This is a genomic window from Kribbella sindirgiensis (assembly GCF_004331435.1).
In the GTDB taxonomy this organism is placed as follows: Bacteria; Actinomycetota; Actinomycetes; order Propionibacteriales; family Kribbellaceae; genus Kribbella; species Kribbella sindirgiensis.
The window spans coordinates 347605-368758 of record NZ_SJKA01000006.1 but is presented as its reverse complement, the minus strand read 5'-3'; the positions used below and the strand labels follow the sequence as shown (position 1 = coordinate 368758).

Sequence of the window (21154 nt, the reverse complement as noted above, 5' to 3'; positions counted from 1 at the left end):
GTGGTGAGATCGGGTGGGTCTACCCTGGGAGATCGTGGACGGACCGATCGCTTATCAGGGTGAGCCAGGCGCCAACTCGGCGATGGCCTGCACCGACATGTTCCCCGACCGCGAGCAGTTGCCCTGCACGACGTTCGAGGACGCGCTCGAGGCGGTCAGCAGCGGGCGTGCCGGACTCGCGATGATCCCGGTGGACAACTCGATCGCCGGCCGGGTCGCGGACATCCACCACCTGCTGCCGGAGTCCGGGCTGCACATCGTCGGTGAGTACTTCCTGCCGATCCACTTCCAGTTGCTCGGCGTTCCCGGTACGTCGCTCGACCAGATCCGCACCGTACGCAGCCATGTGCACGCGCTCGGGCAGTGCCGCAAGATCATCCGCGAGCACGGGTGGTCGACCGTGGTCGCCGACGACACCGCCGGTGCGGCGCGGGAGGTGTCGGAGCTGGGTGATCCGACCGTCGCGTCGCTGTCCCCGCGGGCCGCGGCCGGGCTGTACGGGCTGGAGACGCTGGCCTCCGACGTCGAGGACGAGCACCACAACACGACCCGCTTCCTGGTCCTGTCCCGCGAACCCGAGGTCCCGCCGGTCGGATCCGGGCCGGTCATCACCTCGTTCGTGTACCGCGTGCGGAACGTCTCCGCCGCCCTGTACAAGGCCCTCGGCGGCTTCGCGACCAACAGCGTGAACATGACCAAGCTGGAGTCGTACCAGCTGGGCGGCATGTTCTTCGCCACCCAGTTCTACGCCGACATCGAAGGCCACCCCGAGGACCCGAACGTAGCCCTCGCCCTCGAGGAACTCGCCTTCTTCTCGGTAGAGGTCCGCATCCTAGGCGTCTACCCCGCCAACGAGTTCCGCACCCAGATCGCCGAACCCGCCGCGAACCGGGCGCTCCGGCCGCATCATTAGCCACGGCGTCCGCGTCGTACTGATCGGCGGCACATCGAACGTCGGGAAGTCGACGGTCGCTGAGGTGATCGCGCGGCGGCTCGGGTTCGACTATGTGTCGACCGACAAGCTGGGTCGGCATCCGGGGCGACCGTGGGGTGAGGTACCGCCGCACGTCGTTCAGCACTACCGGTCGCTGACCAGTTCGCAGCTGGTCGACGCTCTGCTCGAGCACTACCAGCGGATGTGGCCGCAGATCGAGGAGCTGGTCACGGAGCGTGCGACTGCGCCGGAAGGGGCGGGGCTGGTGCTGGAGGGGTCCGGCGTCTGGCCCGCAAACGCCGCGCGGCTGACCACGCCGTACACCTCTGCCGTGTGGCTCAGCGCGAACGAGCGTGTCCTGACGGCCCGGATGCAGGGGCCAGCGGTTACGCCGATCTCTCCGCCGATGCCCGCTACTTGGTCGACAAGTTCCTCGCCCGATCGCTCGGCTACCAGACGAGAATGCTCGCCCTCGTCGAACAGCTCGCCCTGAACCACCTCGACGTCACCGGACTCCGCTCCCCCGAACAACTCACCAACGAGATCCTCGACTCGGTAGAACGCTCCCTCACCTAGCACACCCCCGAGGGACTGGGAACAAGCTATTGCGTGTCCCCACCTCCCAGCAGCTGTTCCCAGTTGGTCACGAGGACGGGTACGGCGGTCCGTCGGCGAACGTACACGGCCGACAAGACGCGCCCTCGGGTGGCGAGGCTGGCTGGTCATTTCAGGTGGGTAGCAGTCCCCAGCCCGGTGCCGAACTGGTGGCGGTGGACAGGAACTGGTGGCGGTGGACACGCAATAACCTGTTCAAGCCCCCGCGATCCGGTCACCCCGCCGTCCGCGCACCAGTCACCGCCCACATCGAGCAGGAGAGCCGTTATTACCTGTCCCCCGCCCCCATCCGAGTGGCTCCAGGTCACAGGGCAAGGACAGCGTGTACGACGGGGCTCAGCCGGCTCTCGTCGCCCGTGAGTGTGTCGAACCACTCGCAGCCGGCTGTGTCAGGAGACATCGGAGGTCGAGAAGGCCGGTGTAGGGGCCGCGGGTCTTGTGGACCAGGAGGATGCGGTTTCCGTCGCGGATCCGGGCGTAGACGCCGAAGTGGTGCTGCGGTTCCGAGACCATCGGGGGATGGTAATTCGGGGGCGGTCGCGGGTGGGGTGGAATACGGTCGCGGGATGGAGATTGTGTGGGTGGATGGGCGGGATGCTGAGGTTTTTCGGCGGTTTTATGCGGTGAAGTTCGGGGTGCGGCGGGAGGAGTTGGAGTTTCCGGTGGGGATGGGGGTGGAGGAGGCTCGGGTGTTCATGGCTCGGGAGCATGCTGAGGTGCGGGCGGAAGGGCTCGGACTGGTGGACGGGGACGAATGGCTCGGGGTTGCTTGGCTCGACTGGTGGCTGGTGGGGAACACCAGCAGCGTGGACGTGGAGCTCGCGGTCGCTCCGGCGTACCGGCGGCGTGGGGTGGCGACGAAGCTGCTGGATGCGGCGATCGAGCGCGCCAAGGCTGACGGCCGGCGGATCGTGTCGGGGACGAACGTGGCCGGTGACCCGGTGACCGGTGAGAGTCCGGGTACAGCGTTCGCGGCGGCGCGAGGGTTCGTGAAGAAGCACACCGAGCTGCATCAGGTCGCCGAGTTGCCGATGACCGACCTGGTGGAGCAACCGGTCGACGGGTACGAGATCATCCAGTGGCGGGAGCACGCGCCGGACGAGTGGCTCGAGCAGTTCGTGGAGTTGCTGAGCGGGATGAGCGAGGACGTACCGTCCGGCGAGCGCACCTCGGAGGCGGTTCGCTGGACGCCGGAACTGGTACGTGATGCTGAGGACCGCCGCGTCGCCCAAGGCCGGTTCACGTACACCACAGCCGCCGTACACACCGCCTCCGGCGAGCTGGCGGCGTACACACAGATGGGCGGTACGCCGGAAACCCCGGACCGCCTCAACCAGTACGACACCTACGTACGTCGTACGCACCGCGGCCACCGTCTCGGGATCGCGGTGAAGGGCCCGAATCTCCGCGCTCTCCAGGCCGGCGTCGCGCTCCCCGCCGTACTGCACACCTGGAACGCCCCCGAGAACGCGCCGATGATCGCCGTCAACAGCAAACTCGGCTTCCGCCCGGTCGCCCAGCGCACGATGTGGGAGCGGACGCTGTGAACTACAGCCTGCGCATCGCGCGGTAGGTGCAGTCGGCCAGGTGGTCCAGCACCTGCGTCCGTCCGTCGTGCGGGTGCTCGGCGGCACAGACCACGACCTTGGTTCCGACCGCGTGGATCCGACGGCGGTGTTCGATCGCGTCGGAGACCGCCCACGACAGCACGACCACCGTCAGCACCAGCCAGACGGCGAGCTTCCGAGACCCGATCACGACCACAGGGTCGCACCCGCCCCGCGGACCGTTGTACCCGGTCCCCGCCAAGCGCTTGAAATTCGGCAACCACCGCAGCGAAGTACGTGAAATTTGACTGCCGGTCCGCGAGAGGTTGTGCACGGGCGGTGATGAGCGGATCGTGAAACAGGAGCAGCGACTTGGGGGCCGACTGTTCGGTGGGGGAAGACGGCAGGACCGTCTTCGATCGAGGGCGCGCTGGGGGTGGGTTCTTCGGTTCGGCGTACGCCGGCCTGCTCGTGCGCCCCCGCGGAAGGGGGAGAGATGCCGAGGAAGGCCAACGGGCGGGCGGACAAGCACCGGGACGACCACCGGATGCCGGGCGAGGCGCCGGCGACCGAACCGAACGGGCATGCCACCAGCGAACAGCCCACGGCGAACGGCATGCCGACGGCCGGCGCACCGGCTGCCGGAAGTCCGACGAGTATGAGCGGCGGCGGATCGCCTGCCGCTGACATGAGCGGTGGCGGATCGCCGAGCGGTACCGGAATGGCAGGCGGCGGCGCACCTGGCGGTGCCGGCATGAGCGGCGGCGGAACGCCCGGCGGCGCGGGGATGTCCAGTGGCGGATCGCCTGGTGGTGCGGGGATGTCCGGTGGCGGACAGGCTGGTGGTGCCGGTATGAGCGGCGCGACCGACGGCGGACGGACGGAGCACCCGGCCCGTCGCCAGTGCGGCGTGATGGACGTGCACCGGCGGCTGCTGTCGACCTCGGCGGCGTACGCCGCGGCGCGATCGGCGCTCGAGACCGCGACGATGGACTACGTCGCCGCGGGGCAACGGTTCGCCGGGATCGCGCGCATCCCGGTCGTCGTCCACGTCGTCTGGAACACCACCGCGCAGAACATCTCGCAGGCCCAGATCGACAGCCAGATCGACGTCCTGAACCGCGACTTCCGCGCCACCAACCCGGACACCAGCATCGTGCCGGGCGTGTTCAACGGCCTGATCGCGGACTCGCGGATCGAGTTCTTCCTGGCCACGGAGGACCCGAACGGCAACCCGACGACAGGCGTCACCCGGACCCAGACGAGTACCACGAACTTCGGCACCGACGACCGGGTGAAGTCGTCCGCGACCGGCGGCATCGACCCGTGGGACACCGCGAACTACCTGAACATCTGGGTCTGCCAGCTCGGCGGCGGCCTGCTCGGGTACGCGCAGTTCCCCGGCGGTCCGGCGAACACCGACGGCGTGGTCATCCTGCACAGCGGATTCGGCACGAACGGTACGGCGGCGGCGCCGTTCGACCTCGGCCGGACCACGACCCACGAGGTCGGGCACTACCTGAACCTGTTCCACATCTGGGGCGACGACGGCAGCGGCTGCAGCGGCAGCGACGAGTGCGCCGACACCCCGAACGCGGCCGGCCCGAACTTCGGCGTACCGACGTTCCCGCACGTGACCTGCAGCAACGGGCCGAACGGCGACCTGTTCTACGACTACATGGACTACACCGACGACCGCGGCATGGTCATGTTCACCAACGACCAGGCGACCCGGATGCAGGCGTGCCTGGACACCGTACGCAAGGACCTGCCGGACTTCGGCGGCGGCACCGGTACGCCGGAACCGGCCGGATCGGTGGTGGCGTGGGGCGCGAACCGGCTGGACGCGTTCGTGCTCGGCACCGACCTGGCGATGTATCACAAGTGGTGGGACGGATCGGCCTGGGGACCGTCCGTCGCGGGTTACGAGTACCAGGGTGGTATCTGTATGAGCGCTCCTGAAGTCGCGTCCTGGGCGCCGAACCGGCTCGACGCGTTCGTTCTCGGCACCGATCACGCGCTGTACCACAAGTGGTGGGACGGCTCGGCCTGGAACGGGTACGAGTACCTCGGCGGCGTCTGTATGAGCCCGCCGCGGGTGGCGACCTGGGGCCCGAACCGGCTCGACGCGTTCGTCCTCGGCACCGACCGGGCGCTGTACCACAAGTGGTGGGACGGCTCGGCGTGGAACGGGTACGAGTACCTCGGCGGGATCTGCATGAGCCCACCGGAAGTCGTTGCCTGGGGCCCCGACCGGCTGGACGTGTTCGTGCTCGGCACCGACAACGCGGTCTACCACAAGTGGTGGGACGGCACGGCCTGGAACGGGTACGAGTACCTCGGCGGCGTCTGCGCTTCGCCGCCGCGGGTGGTGGCCTGGGGCCCGAACCGGCTCGACATGTTCGTCATCGGGACGGATTCGGCGCTGTATCACAAGTGGTACGACGGCTCGGCCTGGTCGGACTGGGAGTACATGGGCGGCGTGTGCACGACGGCACCGACCGTGGTCTCGTGGGGTTCGGACCGGCTGGACGTCTTCGTGCTCGGAACGGACTCGGCGCTCTACCACAAGTGGTGGGACGGGTCCGCATGGGGACCGTCGCTCACCGGGTACGAGTACCTGGGCGGGATCTGCACCGACGAGCCGCGCGTGGTCTCGTGGGACACGAACCGGCTGGACGTGTTCGTCACCGGAACCGACAAGCAGCTCTACCACAAGTGGTGGGACGGCTCGGCGTGGAACGGGTACGAGGCGCTCGGCGGTGTCATCAGCGACTTCCGGCTGACCGTTCCCGATTCGCCCGCCCCGATCCAGGGGGTGGGAGTCTGACCACCGCGCCGCTCGGGCACTGGACGCATTCCGCCGAGGAGGACCACGACGGGATCAGCGTCTACCGCCGCGACGACTACGCCTTCCCGCCGGCCCGCGGCCGGCGGGGGGTGGAGTTCCGCGCCGACGGCACGTTCGTGGAGTACGCGATCGGTCGCGGCGACGCCCCCGAGGCCCGAGCGGCGGGCCGCTGGCAGGCCGGCGGCCAACTGGCCCGAGGCACCGGCGGAAAAGGCCAGGTAGTGGCAGCCACCAACGACCGCCTGGACATCGACTGGCAGGACTGACACCCCTGGGTTGGGGAGGGTTTCCCTCCTCAACCCGGGGCTGGACGAGGAGTGATATGAGCGCAGGACCTGTGCGTTATCTCGTCGTGCCGACCACGGACGCCGCCGGCGGTGCGCAGGCGGCGCGGTTCGGGGAGCGGACGCTGCTCTGGGTCCCGGCCGACCAACGCCTCGGCCGGGCCTCCCGCACCGCTCCCGGACTGCTGCTCGTCACCCAGGTGGGACGCAGCTTCCAGGACGACTACCCCGACGTCACCCCCCTGCTCGATCACGGCCGGCATCTGGTGATCTCGGCCGCCGACAAGCCCCGTCGACGGTCCAACCACTGCTGGCGGGTCGAGCCCTTGCGAGCCGGTACGACGGTTATCGACACCCCTCCCGTCGTACCGGCGCGCGCCGACCCGGACATCGCGCAACTCGTCGCCGAGGTGTCCACGGCGTCGTACCAGAGCGACCTGACCTGGCTGGCGAGCCTGCCGACCAGGCACTCGCTGAGTCCGACGTTCACGCAGGCGATGGACTTCGCCGACGACCGGATGGTTGCCCTCGGCTACCAAACCTCCCGGACGCCGGTGACCGTCGGCGCCGGCCACTCCGCAAACCTGATCGGCGACCGGGCCGGTATCGGGTCCAACCGTGGACTGGTGATCGTGACCGCCCACCTGGACTCGATCAACCTGGCGGGCGGCCCGGCCGCGGCGGCACCGGGGGCCGACGACAACGGCAGCGGTTCGGCCGGGGTGCTGGAGCTCGGTCGATTGTTGACAACCCGATCGTGGACACACGACGTTCGCCTGATCCTGTTCGGCGGCGAGGAGGAAGGGCTGTTCGGCAGCAAGCAGTACGTCGCGACGCTGCCGCCGGCCGAGCGGTCCCGCGTCCGCGCCGTCCTCAACATGGACATGATCGCGACCAAGAACACCGCGACACCCACGGTGCTGCTAGAGGGCGCACCGGTGTCGACCGCGCAGATCAGTGCGCTGGCGACCGCGGCCGCGACGTACACGGGGTTGAAGGTGGAGACCTCGCTGAACCCGTTCGCCAGCGACCACGTCCCGTTCAACGACGCCGGGATGCCCGCGGTGCTGACGATCGAGGGCGCGGACAGCGCGAACGGTCACATCCACTCCGCCAACGACACGCTGAACTTCATCGACTGGTCGTTCGCCACCGAGATCCTGCGGATGAACGTCGCCGCCCTGGCCGGCTGGCTGGAGCCCGCCGCCGTCCGCCCCCGCCCGGCCGGCTCGGTCGTCTCGTGGGGCCCGGGCCGGATCGACGTCTTCGCGGTCGGCACCGATTCCGCCTTGCTCCACAAGGCTTTCGACGGCTCCTGGCACGACTTCGAATCGCTCGGAGGCGTTGTTCTGGACACGGTCTAAGCTGACAGGTATGTGGAGCCCGAATGCGCGTGACGTTGGCGGACTTCCGACGCGGTACGGCGTCCCGACCCGGTCGGGGGCCGTTGTACGCAGCGATGCTCTCGACGCTGCGGATCTGGCCCATTTCGAGGCGCTCGATCCGGGGCTTGTGCTTGATCTGCGGTCCGATTGGGAGATGAAGCAACCGCATCCACTCGAAGGCACCCCGGCGTACCAGCGGATCCCGTGGATCGATCCGGAGGCCGAGCGGCTGCGGGACGCGGAGGCGGAGCCGCGGCTGGTTGATGTCTACCGCAACAGCCTGACGCGCAACGCGACCCACATCGCCAGGATCTTCGGCGCGATCGCCGACGCACCGGCGGATCGGCCCGTCGTCGTGCACTGCAAGGCGGGCAAGGACCGGACCGGCCTGACGATCGCGGTGCTGCTCGACCTGGCCGGCGTACCGCGGGAGGAGATCGCCGCGGACTACGCGATCAGCGAGGTGCACCTCGGGATCCAGGACGGCCCCGAGTTCACGCGGACCCTTCCGGAGACGATCCTCGTGTCCCTCGAGCACCTGGACAACCTCGGCGGCGTTCGCGCGTACCTGTCCTGGCTGGGGCTGAGCGCGGCCCAGATCCACCGGCTCGCCACCCGGCTCGTGCCGGTGGAGGTGCAGGCGATCGTGTTCGACTTCGACGGTCTGCTGATGGACACCGAGACCACGATGGTCGAGAGCTGGCAGGCCGAGTGGGCGCACCACGGTCTCGAACTCGAGCTGGACGGCTTCTGGCCCGGCCACGGCGGTGACATCACCGAGGACCGGTACGCGATCCTCGCCGAGGCGGTCGGCGCCGGTTTCGACCGTACGGCGAGTCACGCCCGCCGCGTCGCGCACCGGGATCGGCTGCACGCCGAGCTCGACTTCCGGCCGGGGATCCGGGCCTGGATCGCGGCGGCGCGGGAGCTGGGTCTTCGGGTCGCCATCGCGAGCAGCTCGCCCCGCAAGTGGGTCGTCGGCCATCTGGAACGGGTCGGCGCGGTCGGCCTGTTCGACCACATCGTCACCGGCGACGAGGTCGAGACCCACAAACCCGATCCCGCGATCTACGAGCTGGCCCTGCAACGTCTCGGCGTACCCGGTCCGTCGGCGATCGCCGTCGAGGACACCCCGCACGGCGTGGCCGCGGCCCAGGCGGCCGACATGTACGCGGTCGCCGTACCCAATCCGTACGTCACCGCCGCCGCGGTGGCGGAGGCCGACCTGGTTCTGGGCAGCGCTGACGAGCTCTTGCTCACCGACCTGCTTCTGTCCGCCGCGCCGAAAGGGTCGACGGCTCGTAACTGAGTGACCTAATCTGCTGACCCTCTGTAGGTTTCCAACTGGAGGGTGGTCAGATGCGGAAACTCGTAACGACGGTCGCGGCCGTTGCGGCGGCTGCGGCAGGTCTGACGGTCGCGGCGCCGGCCCAGGCGTCGACCTCGGCCTGCGATCTGGTGACGGCGAAGTCGGTCGGGTACTCGGCGTTGATGCTGTACGTCGCCGTGGGCCTGGAGGGCTGCTCCAACAGCGTGACCGAGGTACGTGTCGAACTGCAGAAGGGCGACAGCGCGAGCGGGCCGTTCACCACGGTCGCGGAGACGTACGCGTACTCCGGCGGCGGCGCCTGGTTCGACGAAGGCACCGGCTGCGGCTACTACGTCGGCGTGGCCCACTGGCAGGACCAGACCGAAACAACCCCAACCCCGGCGTACTACTGCAACTGAAGGCTCGAGGGGCCTGCGGCGTCGTGCCGCAGGCCTCACACCACGGACAGCGGCAGGAGCTTCTTGCCGGTGGGGCCGATCTGGATCTCGGTGCCCATCTGCGGACACACGCCACAATCGAAGCACGGGGTCCAGCGGCAGTCCTCGACCTCGATCGCGCCGTCCTCTTCGAGCGAGTCCTGCCAGTCCTCCCACAGCCAGTCGCGGTCCAGGCCCGAGTCCAGGTGGTCCCACGGCAGTACTTCGGCGTACTCGCGCTCCCGCGTCGTGTACCAGGCGAGGTCGACGGGCTCGTCCGCCAGCGCACGCTCGGTGGACTCGACCCACCGGTCGTACGAGAAGTGTTCGCTCCATCCGTCGAAGCGGCCGCCGTCGCGCCAGACCGCCTCGATCACGCGGCCGACGCGCCGGTCGCCGCGGGACAGCAGGCCTTCGATGATGCCGGGCTTGCCGTCGTGGTACCGGAAACCGATCGCCTTCGCGTAGCCCTTCTCGGACCGGATCGCCGCGCCGAGCTTCGCCAGCCGCGCGTCGGTCTCCTCCGCGCCGAGCTGAGCGGCCCACTGGAACGGGGTGTGCGGCTTCGGCACGAATCCGCCGATCGACACCGTGCACCGGATGTCACGCCGGCCGGACACCTCGCGGCCGGTCTCGATCACGCGCTTCGCGAGCGCGGCGATCGCCAGCACGTCCTCGTCGGTCTCGGTCGGCAGACCGACCATGAAGTACAGCTTCACCTGCCGCCAGCCGTGGCTGTACGCCGCCGAGACCGTGCGGATCAGGTCCTCCTCGGTGACCATCTTGTTGATCACCTTGCGCATCCGGTCCGACCCGCCCTCGGGCGCGAACGTCAGGCCACTGCGCCGGCCGTTGCGGGAGAACTCATTGGCCAGCGTGATGTTGAACGCGTCGACCCTTGTCGAAGGCAACGACAGCGAGACGTTGCTGCCCTCGTACCGGTCCCCCAGGCCCTTCGCGACGTCGGCGATCTCGCTGTGGTCGGCGCTCGACAGACTCAGCAGGCCGACCTCCTCGAACCCGGACTGCTTCAGCCCGTTCTCGACCATGTCGCCGATCGTGGTGATGCTGCGCTCGCGCACCGGCCGGGTGATCATGCCCGCCTGGCAGAACCGGCAGCCCCGGGTGCAGCCGCGGAAGATCTCCACGGAGTACCGCTCGTGCACGGTCTCGGCGAGCGGGACCAGCGGCTTCTTCGGGTACGGCCAGGCGTCCAGGTCCATGACCGTGTGCTTCGCCGTCCGGAACGGTACGCCGTGGCGGTTCGGCGTGACGCGCTGGATCCGGCCGTCCGGCAGGTAGTCGACGGTGAAGAACTTCGGGATGTACACGCCACCGGACTTCGCCAGCCGCATCAGTACCTCGTCGCGGCCGCCCGGGCGGCCCTCGTCCTTCCACTCCCGGATCACCTCGGAGATCGCCAGCACGATCTCCTCACCGTCACCGAGCACCGCGGCGTCGATGAAGTCCGCGATCGGCTCCGGGTTGAACGCGGCGTGCCCGCCGGCCAGCACGATCGGGTCCTCGTCGGTGCGGTCGACGGCGTGCAGCGGGATGCCGGCCAGGTCGAGCGCGGTGAGCATGTTCGTGTACCCGAGCTCGGTCGAGAACGACAGCCCGAACACGTCGAACGCCCGCACCGGCCGGTGCGTGTCCAGCGTGAACTGCGGGATGCCGTTGTCCCGCATCACCTTCTCCATGTCCGGCCAGACGGAGTACGTCCGCTCGGCCAGGATGTGGTCGCGCTCGTTCAGCACCTCGTACAGGATCTGCACGCCCTGGTTCGGCAGCGCGACCTCGTACGCGTCCGGGTACATCAGCGCCCAGCGGACACTGACCGCGTCCCACTCCTTACTGACCGAGTTCAGCTCACCACCGACGTACTGGATCGGCTTCTGCACCCCCGGCAACAGAGCCTCCAGGCGCGGGAACAGCGATTCGACAGTCATAGCCACTTCCAGTCAGCAGGTCAGAGCGCCTACCAGCCTAACCGCGACCCACCGCCAGATCATCATCGCTCCGGCAGCCGAGGCAACACTGGCGCCAGTATGTCGACCATCGCCGCCCGCCGCTCCCAGGTGCAGTCCACCGGTTGCGCACCGCACTGAACCTGTAACAGCGCGCCGATCTCCTGAAACTCGGTGAACACCCCGGACGCCTCCAGAGCACCCCGTCCCCCGAGCAGCCGAAGATGCTCCGGGCCCAGCAGAATCCGCCACGCCGGCCCGCGAACGCTGCTCCTCGGATCACGCCGTACGTCGGAGCGCACTCCGGCGAACGACTCGTACCGCGACTGGCCGTCGCCCAGGTAGAACCGTCGCGCAGCGTCGATCCAGCCCCCGACGACCGGCAAAGTTTCGACCGCCCGAGTGACCAGCTCACCCACGAACAGTCCCGGGACGAACGAGCACATCGGATCGGAGATCTTGACAGTGAGATGGGCGGGCAGGCTGTACAGGCTTTGGTCCGCTGCGAGCTGAGCACCGATCAGCAGACCGCCCCACTGTGCCGCGTCGCCCACCACCTTCCCCTCGAACTTGACCGACGTCAGCTCTCCGGACCTGAGCCGCCTCTGCACCCGATTCCAGGCCTTGTCGTCCGCACCGCTGGTCGCGTGGCGGCCGCGAGCCGATCTGTAGACAAGCGTCAGCATCAGGCCGTACACGGGCACGTCCTGACCCCCCGAACGAACCTGTCCGCCGATCGCTGCGTAACCGTCGGCCACCGGGGTCAGCAGCATGCCGCGGGCCTGTTCGAGCCAGTCCGCGACCTCATCGACCCTGTCCAGAAGGTCCGTACCCATCGCGAGCTCGATCGCCGCGTGCTGCGGTCCGGCGACAGAGTGCCGCCACCATTCCTGCCTGCTGAGGTCGTGGTACCAGGGCACCTCATCGACGCCGTCGGGGTAGTCCGGCGGTACTTCGAGGTTCAGCGGCAACCGGTGCTCGTCTGCCGCACGGCCCTGAACTCCGACGTTCTCGCGTGCCCAGGTGGCGGCGCCCGACAAACTGCCGGCATGACTGGAGGGCACCTCTTGCCACTCCACACCGAGGTGTTCCGAGACCCATGCGCGCTCCGTGTCACGGCCGTAGCTGCCCAGGCTGATGGGCGGATCGAAGGTAACGTGCAACGATCCGTCGAGCGCGACGAAGGACGGCGGCTCACCGAAGGTCTGCAATGAATGCTCCACGACCAACTGGCGCCAGGCCGCGGAACTGTGGTCGATCGGAGCCGCGAACACCCCGGCCATGGTCGGCCCGGCCGGCGCTTCTTGTTCGGTCTCACCGGCCTCGGCCTCACCGAACGGCCTGCCGTCGGCGTCGACCGTGGGATCGAGATCCTGATATTCGGTGGGGCTGTCAGCGGACACGATGCCGAGTGACTCCAGCACCTCGCTGACGCCTTCCTCGGCGAAGGTGTAGCCGCGTTGCAGGATCTCGGTCAGTGCTTCCCTGTCGGCCCTGAGCCCGGTCTCCGCTGCCCATGCCTGGATCAGGTGTGAGGTGTCCTTGGCGCGGCCGGGCAGGGTGGTCTCGAGTTCGAGATGGTCGACAGGTCGCTCTTGGAACGCGGCGAGCGCGGCCTCGCCGTACACCCATCGCCAACTGGTCCTGCCCGCTACGAGGCCGCGGATGTCCGCGACGTCGCTGTCGAAGATGTGCGCGACGACGGCGTGTCCAGGTCCCGCATCCCAGTCGTCACCCCTGGCCAGCGGGAGCTCCCACCAGACCCATCCCGGCGCGGTCTTGCTGTGCCGTGCGTACGCCGCCGGTGGATCCTCCCGCTCGCGTCCGACCATGTACGTCGCCCAACGCCCCACCCTGGCCTCCTTCGCCGATGTGGGTGGGAGCGTAGCGGCACCGTCGGACAGTCCTCAGCCGAGATGGGCTAGCAGCAAGGGATTGATGACGTCGGGGTGGGAGTAGGTGACGAGGTGGGCGGCGTTTTCGATGATTTCGAGGTGGGCGCCGGGGATTTGGGAGGCGAGGGGGACGACGGTTTCGGGTGGGACGGAGGTGTCGGAGTCGGTGGTGATGAGGAGGACCGGGGCGGTGATGTCGGCCAGCTTGGGGAGGAGGTTGGTGGTGCTGAGGGCCTCGCAGCAGGCGGCGTAGCCCTCGGCGGGGCAGTCCAGGAGCATCTGGCGGACCGGGTCGGTGTCCTTGAACTCCGGGAGGAACCAGCGGCCCAGGGTCGCGTCGGTGATGGCTTGGGTGCCTTCGGACCGGACCTGGGCGGCGCGGTCGATCCACGGTTGCGGATTCGCGGCCAGGTTCGACGGCGGGCAGATGGCGACGAGGCGGTGAAGTCGCTCCGGTGCGTTCTGCGCGATCCACAGGCCCACCGCGCCGCCGAGCGAGATCCCGACGTACGACGCCTGCTCGACCTCCAGTGTGTCCAGCAGCTCGACGACGTCGCCGCCGAGGTCGTCGATCGTGTACGGCCCCGGGGGCACGTCCGACCCGCCGTGCCCCCGGTGGTCGAACGCGATCACCCGGAACCGCTGGGCCAGTACGTCGATCTGTGGCGCCCACATCCCCTGATTCGCGCCGAGCGACGAGCCGAGCAGCACTACGGGCGCGTCGGCCGGTCCTGTCTCCACGTAGTTCAGTCGCATGTCCCCACCCTACGAAACCTCGCTCACCCGGTCGCGAGCCCAACATGGCACACCCCTCGGGGACTGGGAACAGGCTATTGCTTGTTCCCAGTCCCCGGCGGCGGTCCTCAGTCGAGCGGCATGATCGTCGTGCGGCGGTGGTGTTCGAAGACGACCGAGCTGCGGATGTCGGCGATTTCCTGGCGTTTCGCGAGGGCGAGGACCAGGTCGCGGAGCGCCTGTGTGTCCTTGACGGCGACATGCGCGAGGAAGTCGGAGCCGCCGGAGACCATGAACATGTCCAGGGTCTGCGGCAGGTCCATCACGTACTGCTGGAACGCGGTGGCGACGGCCATCGCCTGCGGCCGGAGCTTGATCGAGATGATCGCCTGGGTGGACCGGTCGATCGCCTTCAGGTCGACGGCCGCGTGGTACCCGCTGATCACGCCGCGGTCGCGCAGCCCGCGGATCCGTTCCAGGCAGGTCGACGGCGCGATCTTGAGCTCGGCCGCCATGTCCCGGTTGGTGCGGCGGGCGTCGTTCTGCAGCATCCGCAGGAGGGCCGTATCAAGTTCGTCCATGCCGTCCAGTTTCGCAGATCTGCCGAACGATGTTCGGAGTACGCCGAGATCGGCCGTCCATCGGGCTAGCGTGACCGCCGTGCTGACGAACAAGATGGTCGTGATCATCGCGGCCGAAGCCCCGATCGGCGTCGCCCTCAACACCGCCGCTCTGCTCGGAGTCGGTGTGGGGAGACGCCACGACGACACCGTCGGTCCCGATACCGCCGACGCTGCCGGGACCGCCCACACCGGCATGTGCGCGTACCCGATCCCGATCCTCCGCGCGCCCGCTGACACCCTCAGCAGGCTGCGGGCCGAGGCTGCCGCGCGCCCCGACGTCACCATCCACGACATGCACCAGGTCGCCCAGCAGGCCCGCACCTACGACCAGATGTCCACAACGCTGGCCGGCACCAAACCCGAAGACATCGAATACCTGGGCCTGGCCCTCTACGGCCCCCGCCCCACCGTCGACTCCCTCACCGGAGCCCTCCCCCTCTACCGCTAGTCCGGGAGGTGCGGGGCGACGAGTTCGAGCAGGATCGTGTGGGTCTTCTCGTCGGCCGTGGCGATGACTCCTGGGCCGTCGTGCAGCGGACCCCCGCGCAGATCGGTCACGACGCAGCCGGCGGCGCGGCACAACGCGAGGCCGGCGGTGAAGTGGACGCTGTCGCGGAGGTTGCCGTCGGTCACGTACGCCGTACGCCGTCTCGCCGCCACCCACGCGACCGCCAGCGTCGTCGACAGCACGCGCTGACCGAACACGGCCCGCATACCGGGATCCGCGAGCAGCCGCGACCCGAGAAACCCACCGTCCGTGATCGGATCCAGGTTCACGTCCACCAGAAGCGAATCCGCCGACGGCACCAGCGCGAGATCAGACCCGTCACGCCGCACATTCGCCCCTTCGCCATCGGTCCAGAAGATCTCGCCCGACACCGGGTCCGCGATCGCGGCGACGGTCGCCGTACCGCTGACCTGCAGCGCGACGTTGACCGAGAACAGCGGCGTACCCGCGGCGAAGTTGAGCGTCCCGCACAACGGATCGACCATCCAGCGCCGCGACGCATCAGCATCCCCACTGGCGCCGTACTCCTCACCCAGAACCGCATCCCCCGGCCGCGCACCCTGGATCACGTCGAGGATCGCCCGCTCAGCCGCGAGATCGGCGTCCGTCGCGAAGTCCGTCGCCGACTTGTCGTGCCGTGCGACCACGGTCCCGTACTTGCTCCGTACCACAGCGGCCCCAGCCGCAGCCGCCGCGATCGCCACCTCGAGATCAGAACTCATACCGGTCATCCAACACGGCAGAAAGCTTCTCCGGGTCCGCCACCACTCGAAGGGCGGTGATCGCGGTGCCGTCGGACTCCAGCGTCAGCACATGGTGGTTGCCGCGGACAACCACCTTCAGACCGGGCCCGGTGACCAACTCCACCGGGGCAAACGTGACCTCAGGACGCCCGTAGATGTGGCTGAAGAAGGCGGCGACCTTCTCGCGCCCGGTGACAGGTTTGCGGGCGGCCCGCCGGCGGCCGTTCGCGTCGGTCCAGGAGATAACGTCGTCCCGGAGCATCGACTCCAGCCGCGGCAGGTCGCCGTCGCGGGCGGCGGCCACGAAGTCCAGGAGCAGGCGACGCTGTTCGGCGGCGGTCGGCTCGTAGCGTGGCCGGTCGTCGGCCAGCGCGTGCTGGGCCCGGCGATGCAGTTGCCGGCAGTCGTCCGGCGTACGGTCGAGGATCTCGGCGATCTCGTCGTACGGGAGAGTGAACGCGGTCCGCAGTACGTAGACCGCGCGTTGCGGCGGAGTCAGGCGCTCCATCAGGTGCAGGAGCGCCATCGACACCTCGTCGAGGTCGAGCGCGTGCGCCGGAACCGGCTCGGGGAGCCACTCGCCGACATAGCTCTCGCGGCGCGCCTGCCGGGTTCGCAGTACGTCGACGGACAGCCGCGTCACCACCCGGGTGAGGTAGCGACGCGGCTCGGCCACGTCGGAGCGGTCGGCGGCGGACCAGCGGACGTACGCGTCCTGCAGCACGTCCTCGGTGTCGTGCCAACTGCCCAGCATCCGGTACGCGAGCCCGGCGAGCATGCCGCGCGCCGACTCGTACTCGTGCAGGATCAACCGGCCAGTTCCGGCTGTTTCCTCGTCGCGACGTTCAGACGGGTCCACAGGTTGATGGTGCCAATCGCCAGGAGCACGTTCGCGGTCCCCTCCTCGCCGAACTGCGCCAGCGCCGCGTCCCACAAGTCATCCGGTACGCCGGTACGCTCCAGCACCGTCACCGCGTCGGTCAACGCCAGCGCCGCGCGCTCACGGTCGTCGTAGAACGAGGAGTCGTGCCAGGCCGCGAGCCCGAACAGCCGCTGACTGCTCTCGCCGTCCTTCAACGCGTCCGTCGTGTGCATGTTCAGGCAGAACGCGCAGCCGTTGAGCATCGACGCCCTGATCTTGATCAGGTGCAGCAACGTCTGGTCCACCACGCCCTGCACATAGTTCTCCACGCCGAACACGGCTCGGAAGCCGGCCGGCGACACCTTGCTGAAGTTCATTCGCTCGTCCATGCCAACACGACGGCGACGCAGCAGTCCTACGTGACGACGAGGCGTGTGACACCGGTCACGCGGGTTTGAGGACGTGCCGGGCCTTCGTGACGGCCGCTTCGGTGGCGGGGTCGAGTTCGGTGCCCTGGCCGGCGAGGACGCCGACGGAGAGGATCACGTCGTCGACTCCGGTGACGACCGCGGCGTACTCGAGGCCGCGCTTCGGGCCGCTGGTGCCGGTGAGGCGGAACGCGAACGGCTTGGAGCCGTACTGCGGGGCGGTGATCTTCTCGACCTTCATCGACGTACTGCCGGCACCGTCGGTCTTCAGGGCCACCTTGGTGCAGCTGTCGACGGCTTCGGCGTACGCGTCGCGGAGGTCGGCGACCTCGTCCGCGGTACCCATCGAGTCGAGACCGTAGTCGATGTACGGGCCTTCCTGCCCGCCCGTGAACGTCCGGGCCACGCTCGCCTTGGAGCCAGGCGCCTTGGTGGCGTTCAGGTACTTCACCAGCGACTTGCACCGGCTGCTCGACGACGAGAACGGCTTCGCGTCCTCGTCGGCCTCGTCCTTGTCCTCCGCGAAACCGGTCGGCAGGTCCGCGAGCTCGAGGAGCGCCTTGGTCAGCTCGGTGGTCGTCCGGGTGACCGGCGCGGCCGGCGTCGACTCGGTCGCACTGGGCGTCGGTGTGGCGGTCGGCGTGGTCGCCGGTGGACCGGCGGCGGGCTTGTCGTCCGCACCGCCGCAGGCGGCAAGGGACAGCGTCAAGACGGCAGCTAACGCAACGAACCTGGTCATCGGGCCTTCCAGCGGGCTCTGGGCGGGGGCCGAGCAGGGAGCAGCGTACCTGACGGGTCAGTCGGGCGGTCAGTGGCGGTGCGAGCGGAGGTGGATGTTCTGCAGCAGGCCGATCGCCAGCAGGCACGCGAACATCGAGGAACCGCCGTACGAGACGAACGGCAGCGGCAGGCCCGTGACCGGCATGATGCCGAGCGTCATCCCGATGTTCTCGAACGCCTGGAACGCGAACCAGCAGACGATCCCGGTCGCCACCAGCCGCCCGAACGCGTCCCGCGCGTTGACCGCGATCCGCAGCCCGCGGAACAGGATGATCGCGAACAGCACGATGATCGCGCCGGCGCCGATCAGCCCCAGCTCCTCCCCCGCGACCGTGAACACGAAGTCGGTGTGCTGCTCGGGAACGAACGCGTTCTGCGTCTGGCCGCCGTGGAACAGGCCCTGCCCGAACACGCCGCCGTTCCCGATCGCGATCCGCGCCTGGTTCACGTTGTACCCGATGCCCTGCGGGTCCGACGACGGGTGCATGAACGCGGTGAAGCGGGCGATCTGGTACTCCTTCAGCACCTGCAGCTTGATCGCGATCGCCGCCACCAGCACGCCCGCGGTGAGCAGCCCGAGCATCCAGCGTTTCGGTACGCCGGACACCGCGATGATCCCGAACACGATCGACCCGAGCACCATCACGGTCCCGAGGTCCGGCTGCAGCATCACCAGGATCACCGGTATCGCGGCGACCCCGACCGCCTGCGCGACGTCGATGGTCCGGGCGTCCTCGTGACGGTCGGTCTCGCTCTTCTCCGCGATCAGCAGCGCCATGCCGACGATCACCGCGAGCTTGGCGAACTCGCTCGGCTGGATCGACATGAACGGCAGCTGGATCCAGGACCGGGAACCGTTGATCGTCGAGCCGACGCCGGGCACCAGGACCAGGATCAGTCCGACGATCGAGGCGGCGTACAGCAGCGGGGCGAGGATCCGGACCCGGCGGTGGTCGGTGATCGCGGCGCCGACCGCGAGGACCAGGCCGATCGCGAAGTTCAGCGCGTGCCGGAGCAGGAAGGCGTCCGGTTTGCCTTCGGTCAGCGAGGTCCGGTTGTGGGTCGCGGACCAGATCAGCAGCGCCCCGATGAACGACAGCGCGACCACGCCGAACACCAGGATCCAGTCGACGTGCCAGACCGTCGACCGGCGGTCCATCCGCGGCCTGGTCCGGATCGGGGTCAGTAGCGCCATTACTGCTCCGGCTTCTCTTGGCCGGGCGGCGGCGCGGGCTTGATGTTGTACAAGGTCTCGTAGATCTTGCGGACCGCGTCACCGCCGGCACCCGAACCGGTACCGGCCTGGCTGAGCATCATCACCACGGCGTACCGATCGGTGTACGACGCGAGCCACGACGTGGTCTGCTTCCCGTACACCTCGGCCGTACCGGTCTTGGCGCGGACCGGGATCTTGTCGAGCGGGAAGCCCTGGAACTTCCACGCCGCCGTACCGGTCTTGGTGGTGCCCTTCAACGCGGTGTCGATGTACTTCAAGGTGTTCCGCGGCACCGGAAGCTTCGACTTCACGACCGGCTTGATCTCGTGCGGCTTGCCGTTCGCGCCGATCCAGGACTGGACGACGCGCGGCTCGTACAGCGTGCCGCCGTTCGACAGGGCCGAGTAGACGGTCGCGAGCTGCAGCGGCGTGATCGTGGTGTCGCCCTGGCCGATCGCGAAGTTCACCGCGTCACCGGCGCGGTACTTGTACCCGTCGACGCAGAACTCCCGGGCGAACTGCTTCAGGAACGCGGACGTCCCGGCGGGCGGGTTGGCCGCGATCTTGCAGTAGTAGTCCTTCTGCGCGTCGTAGTACGTCTTCTTCCACTTGCGGTCCGCGATCCGGCCGCTCACCTCGCCGGGCAGGTCGACCCCGGTCGGCTTGCCGAGCCCGAACTTCTGCGCCATCTCGACCAGCGGGTCGCGGGTGCTGACGTCGCTGGAGTTGCCGCCCTCCTTGAGCCAGAGCGCGTACGCGATCCGGTAGAAGAACGTGTCGCAGGACAGCGCCAGCGCCTGGTCGAAGCCGATCATCCCGTACGACGCGGACTCGTAGTTCTTGAACCGGCGGTTGCCGACCTCGAAGTACGACGAGCAGTCGAGCCGTGTCTTCGGGCCGTACCCGGCGCTCATCGCGGCCGCCGTGGTGATCGGTTTGAACGTCGACCCGGGCGCCAGCTGGCCCTGCAGCGCGCGGGACACCAGCGGCGTCCCGGACTTGGTCGAGTAGAGCGCGTCCAGCTCACGCTGGGTGATACCGCCGACCCAGACGCCCGGGTCGTACGTCGGGTAGCTGGCCATCGCGACGACCCGTCCGGTCTTGGTGTCCATCACGACCGCGGCGCCGGAGTCGGCGACGTACTTGCGGTGGGTGACCGGGTCGGTCTGCTTCCGCGCGGTCATGATCGCGTTCTTCAGCTGAGCCTCGACGGACGCCTGGATGCGCGCGTCGATCGTGGTCACCAGCGTCGCGCCCGGGACCGGAGCGGTCTGCTTCTTGATCCCGGTCGTGTACCCGACCGCGTCGACGAGCACGTCCTTCTCACCCGGCGTACCGCGCAGGAGCTTGTCGTACGACCGCTCGACACCGGCCCGGCCGACCAGGTCCGAGCGGTGCGGGACCGAGTCCTGCCCGGCCTTGTCCATGTCCTCGAGCTCTTCGGTCGTGATCGGCGACAGGTACCCGAGGATGTGCGCCGCGTTCACCTTGTACGGCGAGGGGTACGCACGCAGCGTCTGCGAGTCGGCGGCGATCCCGGGGAAGTCCTCGCGGCGCTCCATCACCTCGATCGCGACCTGCTCGCTGACATCCTTCGCGACCGGGATCGGCTGGTACGGCGTGCCGTTCCAGCAGGCGGGCGGCTTGGACGCGCCCGGCTCACCGCACAGCATCGTGCGCGCCTTCAGGTCCTTCGGCTTCTGGCCGAGCACCTTCGCGAGGCGGGCGAGCACGACGTTCTGCTGGCTCTCCGGGAGCTTGGCGAGCACCGATCGGTCGACCGTGATCACCACCGAGACCCGGTTGCCGACCAGGGTCCGGCCCTGCGAGTCGACGATCGTGCCGCGCGGGGCCGGGACGAGCACCTGGCGGATGTGCTGCTGGGTGGCCGCCTGACTGTAGTCGGCGCTCGACATCACCTGCATGTACCAGAGGCGGCCGAACAGCGTGCACAGCAACGAGAAGACCAGCACCCCGATCACGAACAGCCGGAGCCGGGCCTTCAGCGGCGCTTCGAAACCGTCCCAGCTCATGG

The 21154-nt window shown here is 68.7% G+C and carries 20 protein-coding genes; 9 read left to right on the top strand and 11 right to left on the bottom strand.

Features of this window, described 5'->3' with window-relative positions:
• The first annotated feature begins 34 nt into the window (after positions 1 to 34).
• The 3 genes from E0H50_RS19565 to E0H50_RS19555 all read left to right on the top strand — a co-directional run bounded on the left by E0H50_RS19565 (position 35) and on the right by E0H50_RS19555 (position 3096).
• Entirely contained in the window at positions 35 to 913 is an 879-nt protein-coding gene (locus E0H50_RS19565) for a prephenate dehydratase (RefSeq protein ID WP_131290424.1), read from the top strand.
• Between the two features lie 354 nt (positions 914 to 1267).
• On the top strand, positions 1268 to 1510 hold the full coding sequence (locus E0H50_RS43460) for a hypothetical protein (protein ID WP_202868217.1): 243 nt from the start codon (positions 1268 to 1270) through the stop codon (positions 1508 to 1510).
• 605 nt (positions 1511 to 2115) lie between these two features.
• Positions 2116 to 3096 (top strand): GNAT family N-acetyltransferase, encoded by a 981-nt coding sequence (locus tag E0H50_RS19555; RefSeq protein WP_165547211.1) that lies wholly within the window; start codon positions 2116 to 2118, stop codon positions 3094 to 3096.
• A 1-nt stretch (position 3097) separates the two neighbouring features.
• Here E0H50_RS19555 and E0H50_RS19550 read toward each other — a convergent pair whose 3' ends face one another.
• Positions 3098 to 3307 (bottom strand): hypothetical protein, encoded by a 210-nt coding sequence (locus tag E0H50_RS19550; protein ID WP_131290421.1) that lies wholly within the window; start codon positions 3305 to 3307, stop codon positions 3098 to 3100.
• Between the two features lie 285 nt (positions 3308 to 3592).
• Here E0H50_RS19550 and E0H50_RS19545 point away from each other — a divergent pair, with 285 nt between their 5' ends.
• Genes E0H50_RS19545 through E0H50_RS19525 form a run of 5 tightly spaced genes read left to right on the top strand, consistent with a single transcriptional unit; the run spans position 3593 to position 9344 of the window.
• On the top strand, positions 3593 to 5926 hold the full coding sequence (locus E0H50_RS19545) for a DUF8189 domain-containing protein (RefSeq protein WP_238151078.1): 2334 nt from the start codon (positions 3593 to 3595) through the stop codon (positions 5924 to 5926).
• Positions 5833 to 6213 carry a hypothetical protein gene (locus tag E0H50_RS19540; protein ID WP_131290418.1) on the top strand — a complete coding sequence of 127 codons (381 nt, stop codon included), beginning with the start codon at positions 5833 to 5835 and terminating at the stop codon, positions 6211 to 6213. Before E0H50_RS19545 ends, E0H50_RS19540 begins: the two co-directional genes overlap by 94 nt.
• A 56-nt stretch (positions 6214 to 6269) precedes the next feature.
• Positions 6270 to 7595 carry a M28 family metallopeptidase gene (locus tag E0H50_RS19535; RefSeq protein ID WP_131290416.1) on the top strand — a complete coding sequence of 442 codons (1326 nt, stop codon included), beginning with the start codon at positions 6270 to 6272 and terminating at the stop codon, positions 7593 to 7595.
• Positions 7596 to 7605: 10 nt separating this feature from the next.
• Positions 7606 to 8925 carry an HAD-IA family hydrolase gene (locus tag E0H50_RS19530; protein WP_131290413.1) on the top strand — a complete coding sequence of 440 codons (1320 nt, stop codon included), beginning with the start codon at positions 7606 to 7608 and terminating at the stop codon, positions 8923 to 8925.
• A 50-nt stretch (positions 8926 to 8975) separates the two neighbouring features.
• Positions 8976 to 9344, top strand: coding sequence for a hypothetical protein (locus E0H50_RS19525; protein ID WP_130381096.1), 369 nt, complete (start codon positions 8976 to 8978; stop codon positions 9342 to 9344).
• Positions 9345 to 9379: 35 nt separating this feature from the next.
• Here the strand turns inward: E0H50_RS19525 and E0H50_RS19520 are convergent, their stop codons facing one another.
• From E0H50_RS19520 to E0H50_RS19505, 4 genes are all read right to left on the bottom strand, one after another.
• The gene (locus E0H50_RS19520) at positions 9380 to 11311 is read right to left on the bottom strand and encodes a TIGR03960 family B12-binding radical SAM protein (RefSeq protein ID WP_131290410.1); all 1932 of its coding nucleotides are present in this window, start codon (positions 11309 to 11311) and stop codon (positions 9380 to 9382) included.
• 62 nt (positions 11312 to 11373) lie between these two features.
• Positions 11374 to 13182, bottom strand: a complete 1809-nt coding sequence (locus tag E0H50_RS19515) for a hypothetical protein (RefSeq protein WP_131290407.1) — start codon at positions 13180 to 13182, stop codon at positions 11374 to 11376.
• 54 nt (positions 13183 to 13236) lie between these two features.
• Positions 13237 to 13980 carry an alpha/beta fold hydrolase gene (locus E0H50_RS19510; protein WP_131290404.1) on the bottom strand — a complete coding sequence of 248 codons (744 nt, stop codon included), beginning with the start codon at positions 13978 to 13980 and terminating at the stop codon, positions 13237 to 13239.
• A 107-nt stretch (positions 13981 to 14087) separates the two neighbouring features.
• On the bottom strand, positions 14088 to 14540 hold the full coding sequence (locus tag E0H50_RS19505; protein WP_131290401.1) for an Lrp/AsnC family transcriptional regulator: 453 nt from the start codon (positions 14538 to 14540) through the stop codon (positions 14088 to 14090).
• A 79-nt stretch (positions 14541 to 14619) separates the two neighbouring features.
• On the opposite strand from E0H50_RS19505, the gene E0H50_RS19500 reads away from it, so the two are divergent.
• Positions 14620 to 15030 carry a DUF2000 domain-containing protein gene (locus E0H50_RS19500; protein WP_165547210.1) on the top strand — a complete coding sequence of 137 codons (411 nt, stop codon included), beginning with the start codon at positions 14620 to 14622 and terminating at the stop codon, positions 15028 to 15030.
• Here the strand turns inward: E0H50_RS19500 and E0H50_RS19495 are convergent.
• From E0H50_RS19495 to mrdA, 6 genes are all read right to left on the bottom strand, one after another.
• Positions 15027 to 15812: an inositol monophosphatase family protein gene (locus E0H50_RS19495; protein WP_131290395.1), complete on the bottom strand. Its 786-nt coding sequence runs from the start codon at positions 15810 to 15812 to the stop codon at positions 15027 to 15029. The genes E0H50_RS19500 and E0H50_RS19495 overlap by 4 nt on opposite strands.
• Positions 15802 to 16692, bottom strand: coding sequence for a sigma-70 family RNA polymerase sigma factor (locus E0H50_RS19490; protein WP_202868216.1), 891 nt, complete (start codon positions 16690 to 16692; stop codon positions 15802 to 15804). Before E0H50_RS19490 ends, E0H50_RS19495 begins: the two co-directional genes overlap by 11 nt.
• The gene (locus E0H50_RS19485) at positions 16641 to 17084 is read right to left on the bottom strand and encodes a carboxymuconolactone decarboxylase family protein (RefSeq protein ID WP_131290392.1); all 444 of its coding nucleotides are present in this window, start codon (positions 17082 to 17084) and stop codon (positions 16641 to 16643) included. The genes E0H50_RS19490 and E0H50_RS19485 overlap by 52 nt, the downstream gene beginning before the upstream one ends.
• Positions 17085 to 17139: 55 nt before the next feature.
• Positions 17140 to 17862, bottom strand: a complete 723-nt coding sequence (locus E0H50_RS19480) for a hypothetical protein (protein WP_131290389.1) — start codon at positions 17860 to 17862, stop codon at positions 17140 to 17142.
• A 69-nt stretch (positions 17863 to 17931) separates the two neighbouring features.
• Positions 17932 to 19098, bottom strand: a complete 1167-nt coding sequence (gene rodA, locus E0H50_RS19475) for a rod shape-determining protein RodA (protein ID WP_131290386.1) — start codon at positions 19096 to 19098, stop codon at positions 17932 to 17934.
• The gene (mrdA, locus tag E0H50_RS19470) at positions 19098 to 21152 is read right to left on the bottom strand and encodes a penicillin-binding protein 2 (RefSeq protein WP_131290383.1); all 2055 of its coding nucleotides are present in this window, start codon (positions 21150 to 21152) and stop codon (positions 19098 to 19100) included. The genes rodA and mrdA overlap by 1 nt, the downstream gene beginning before the upstream one ends.
• Positions 21153 to 21154: the final 2 nt, after the last annotated feature.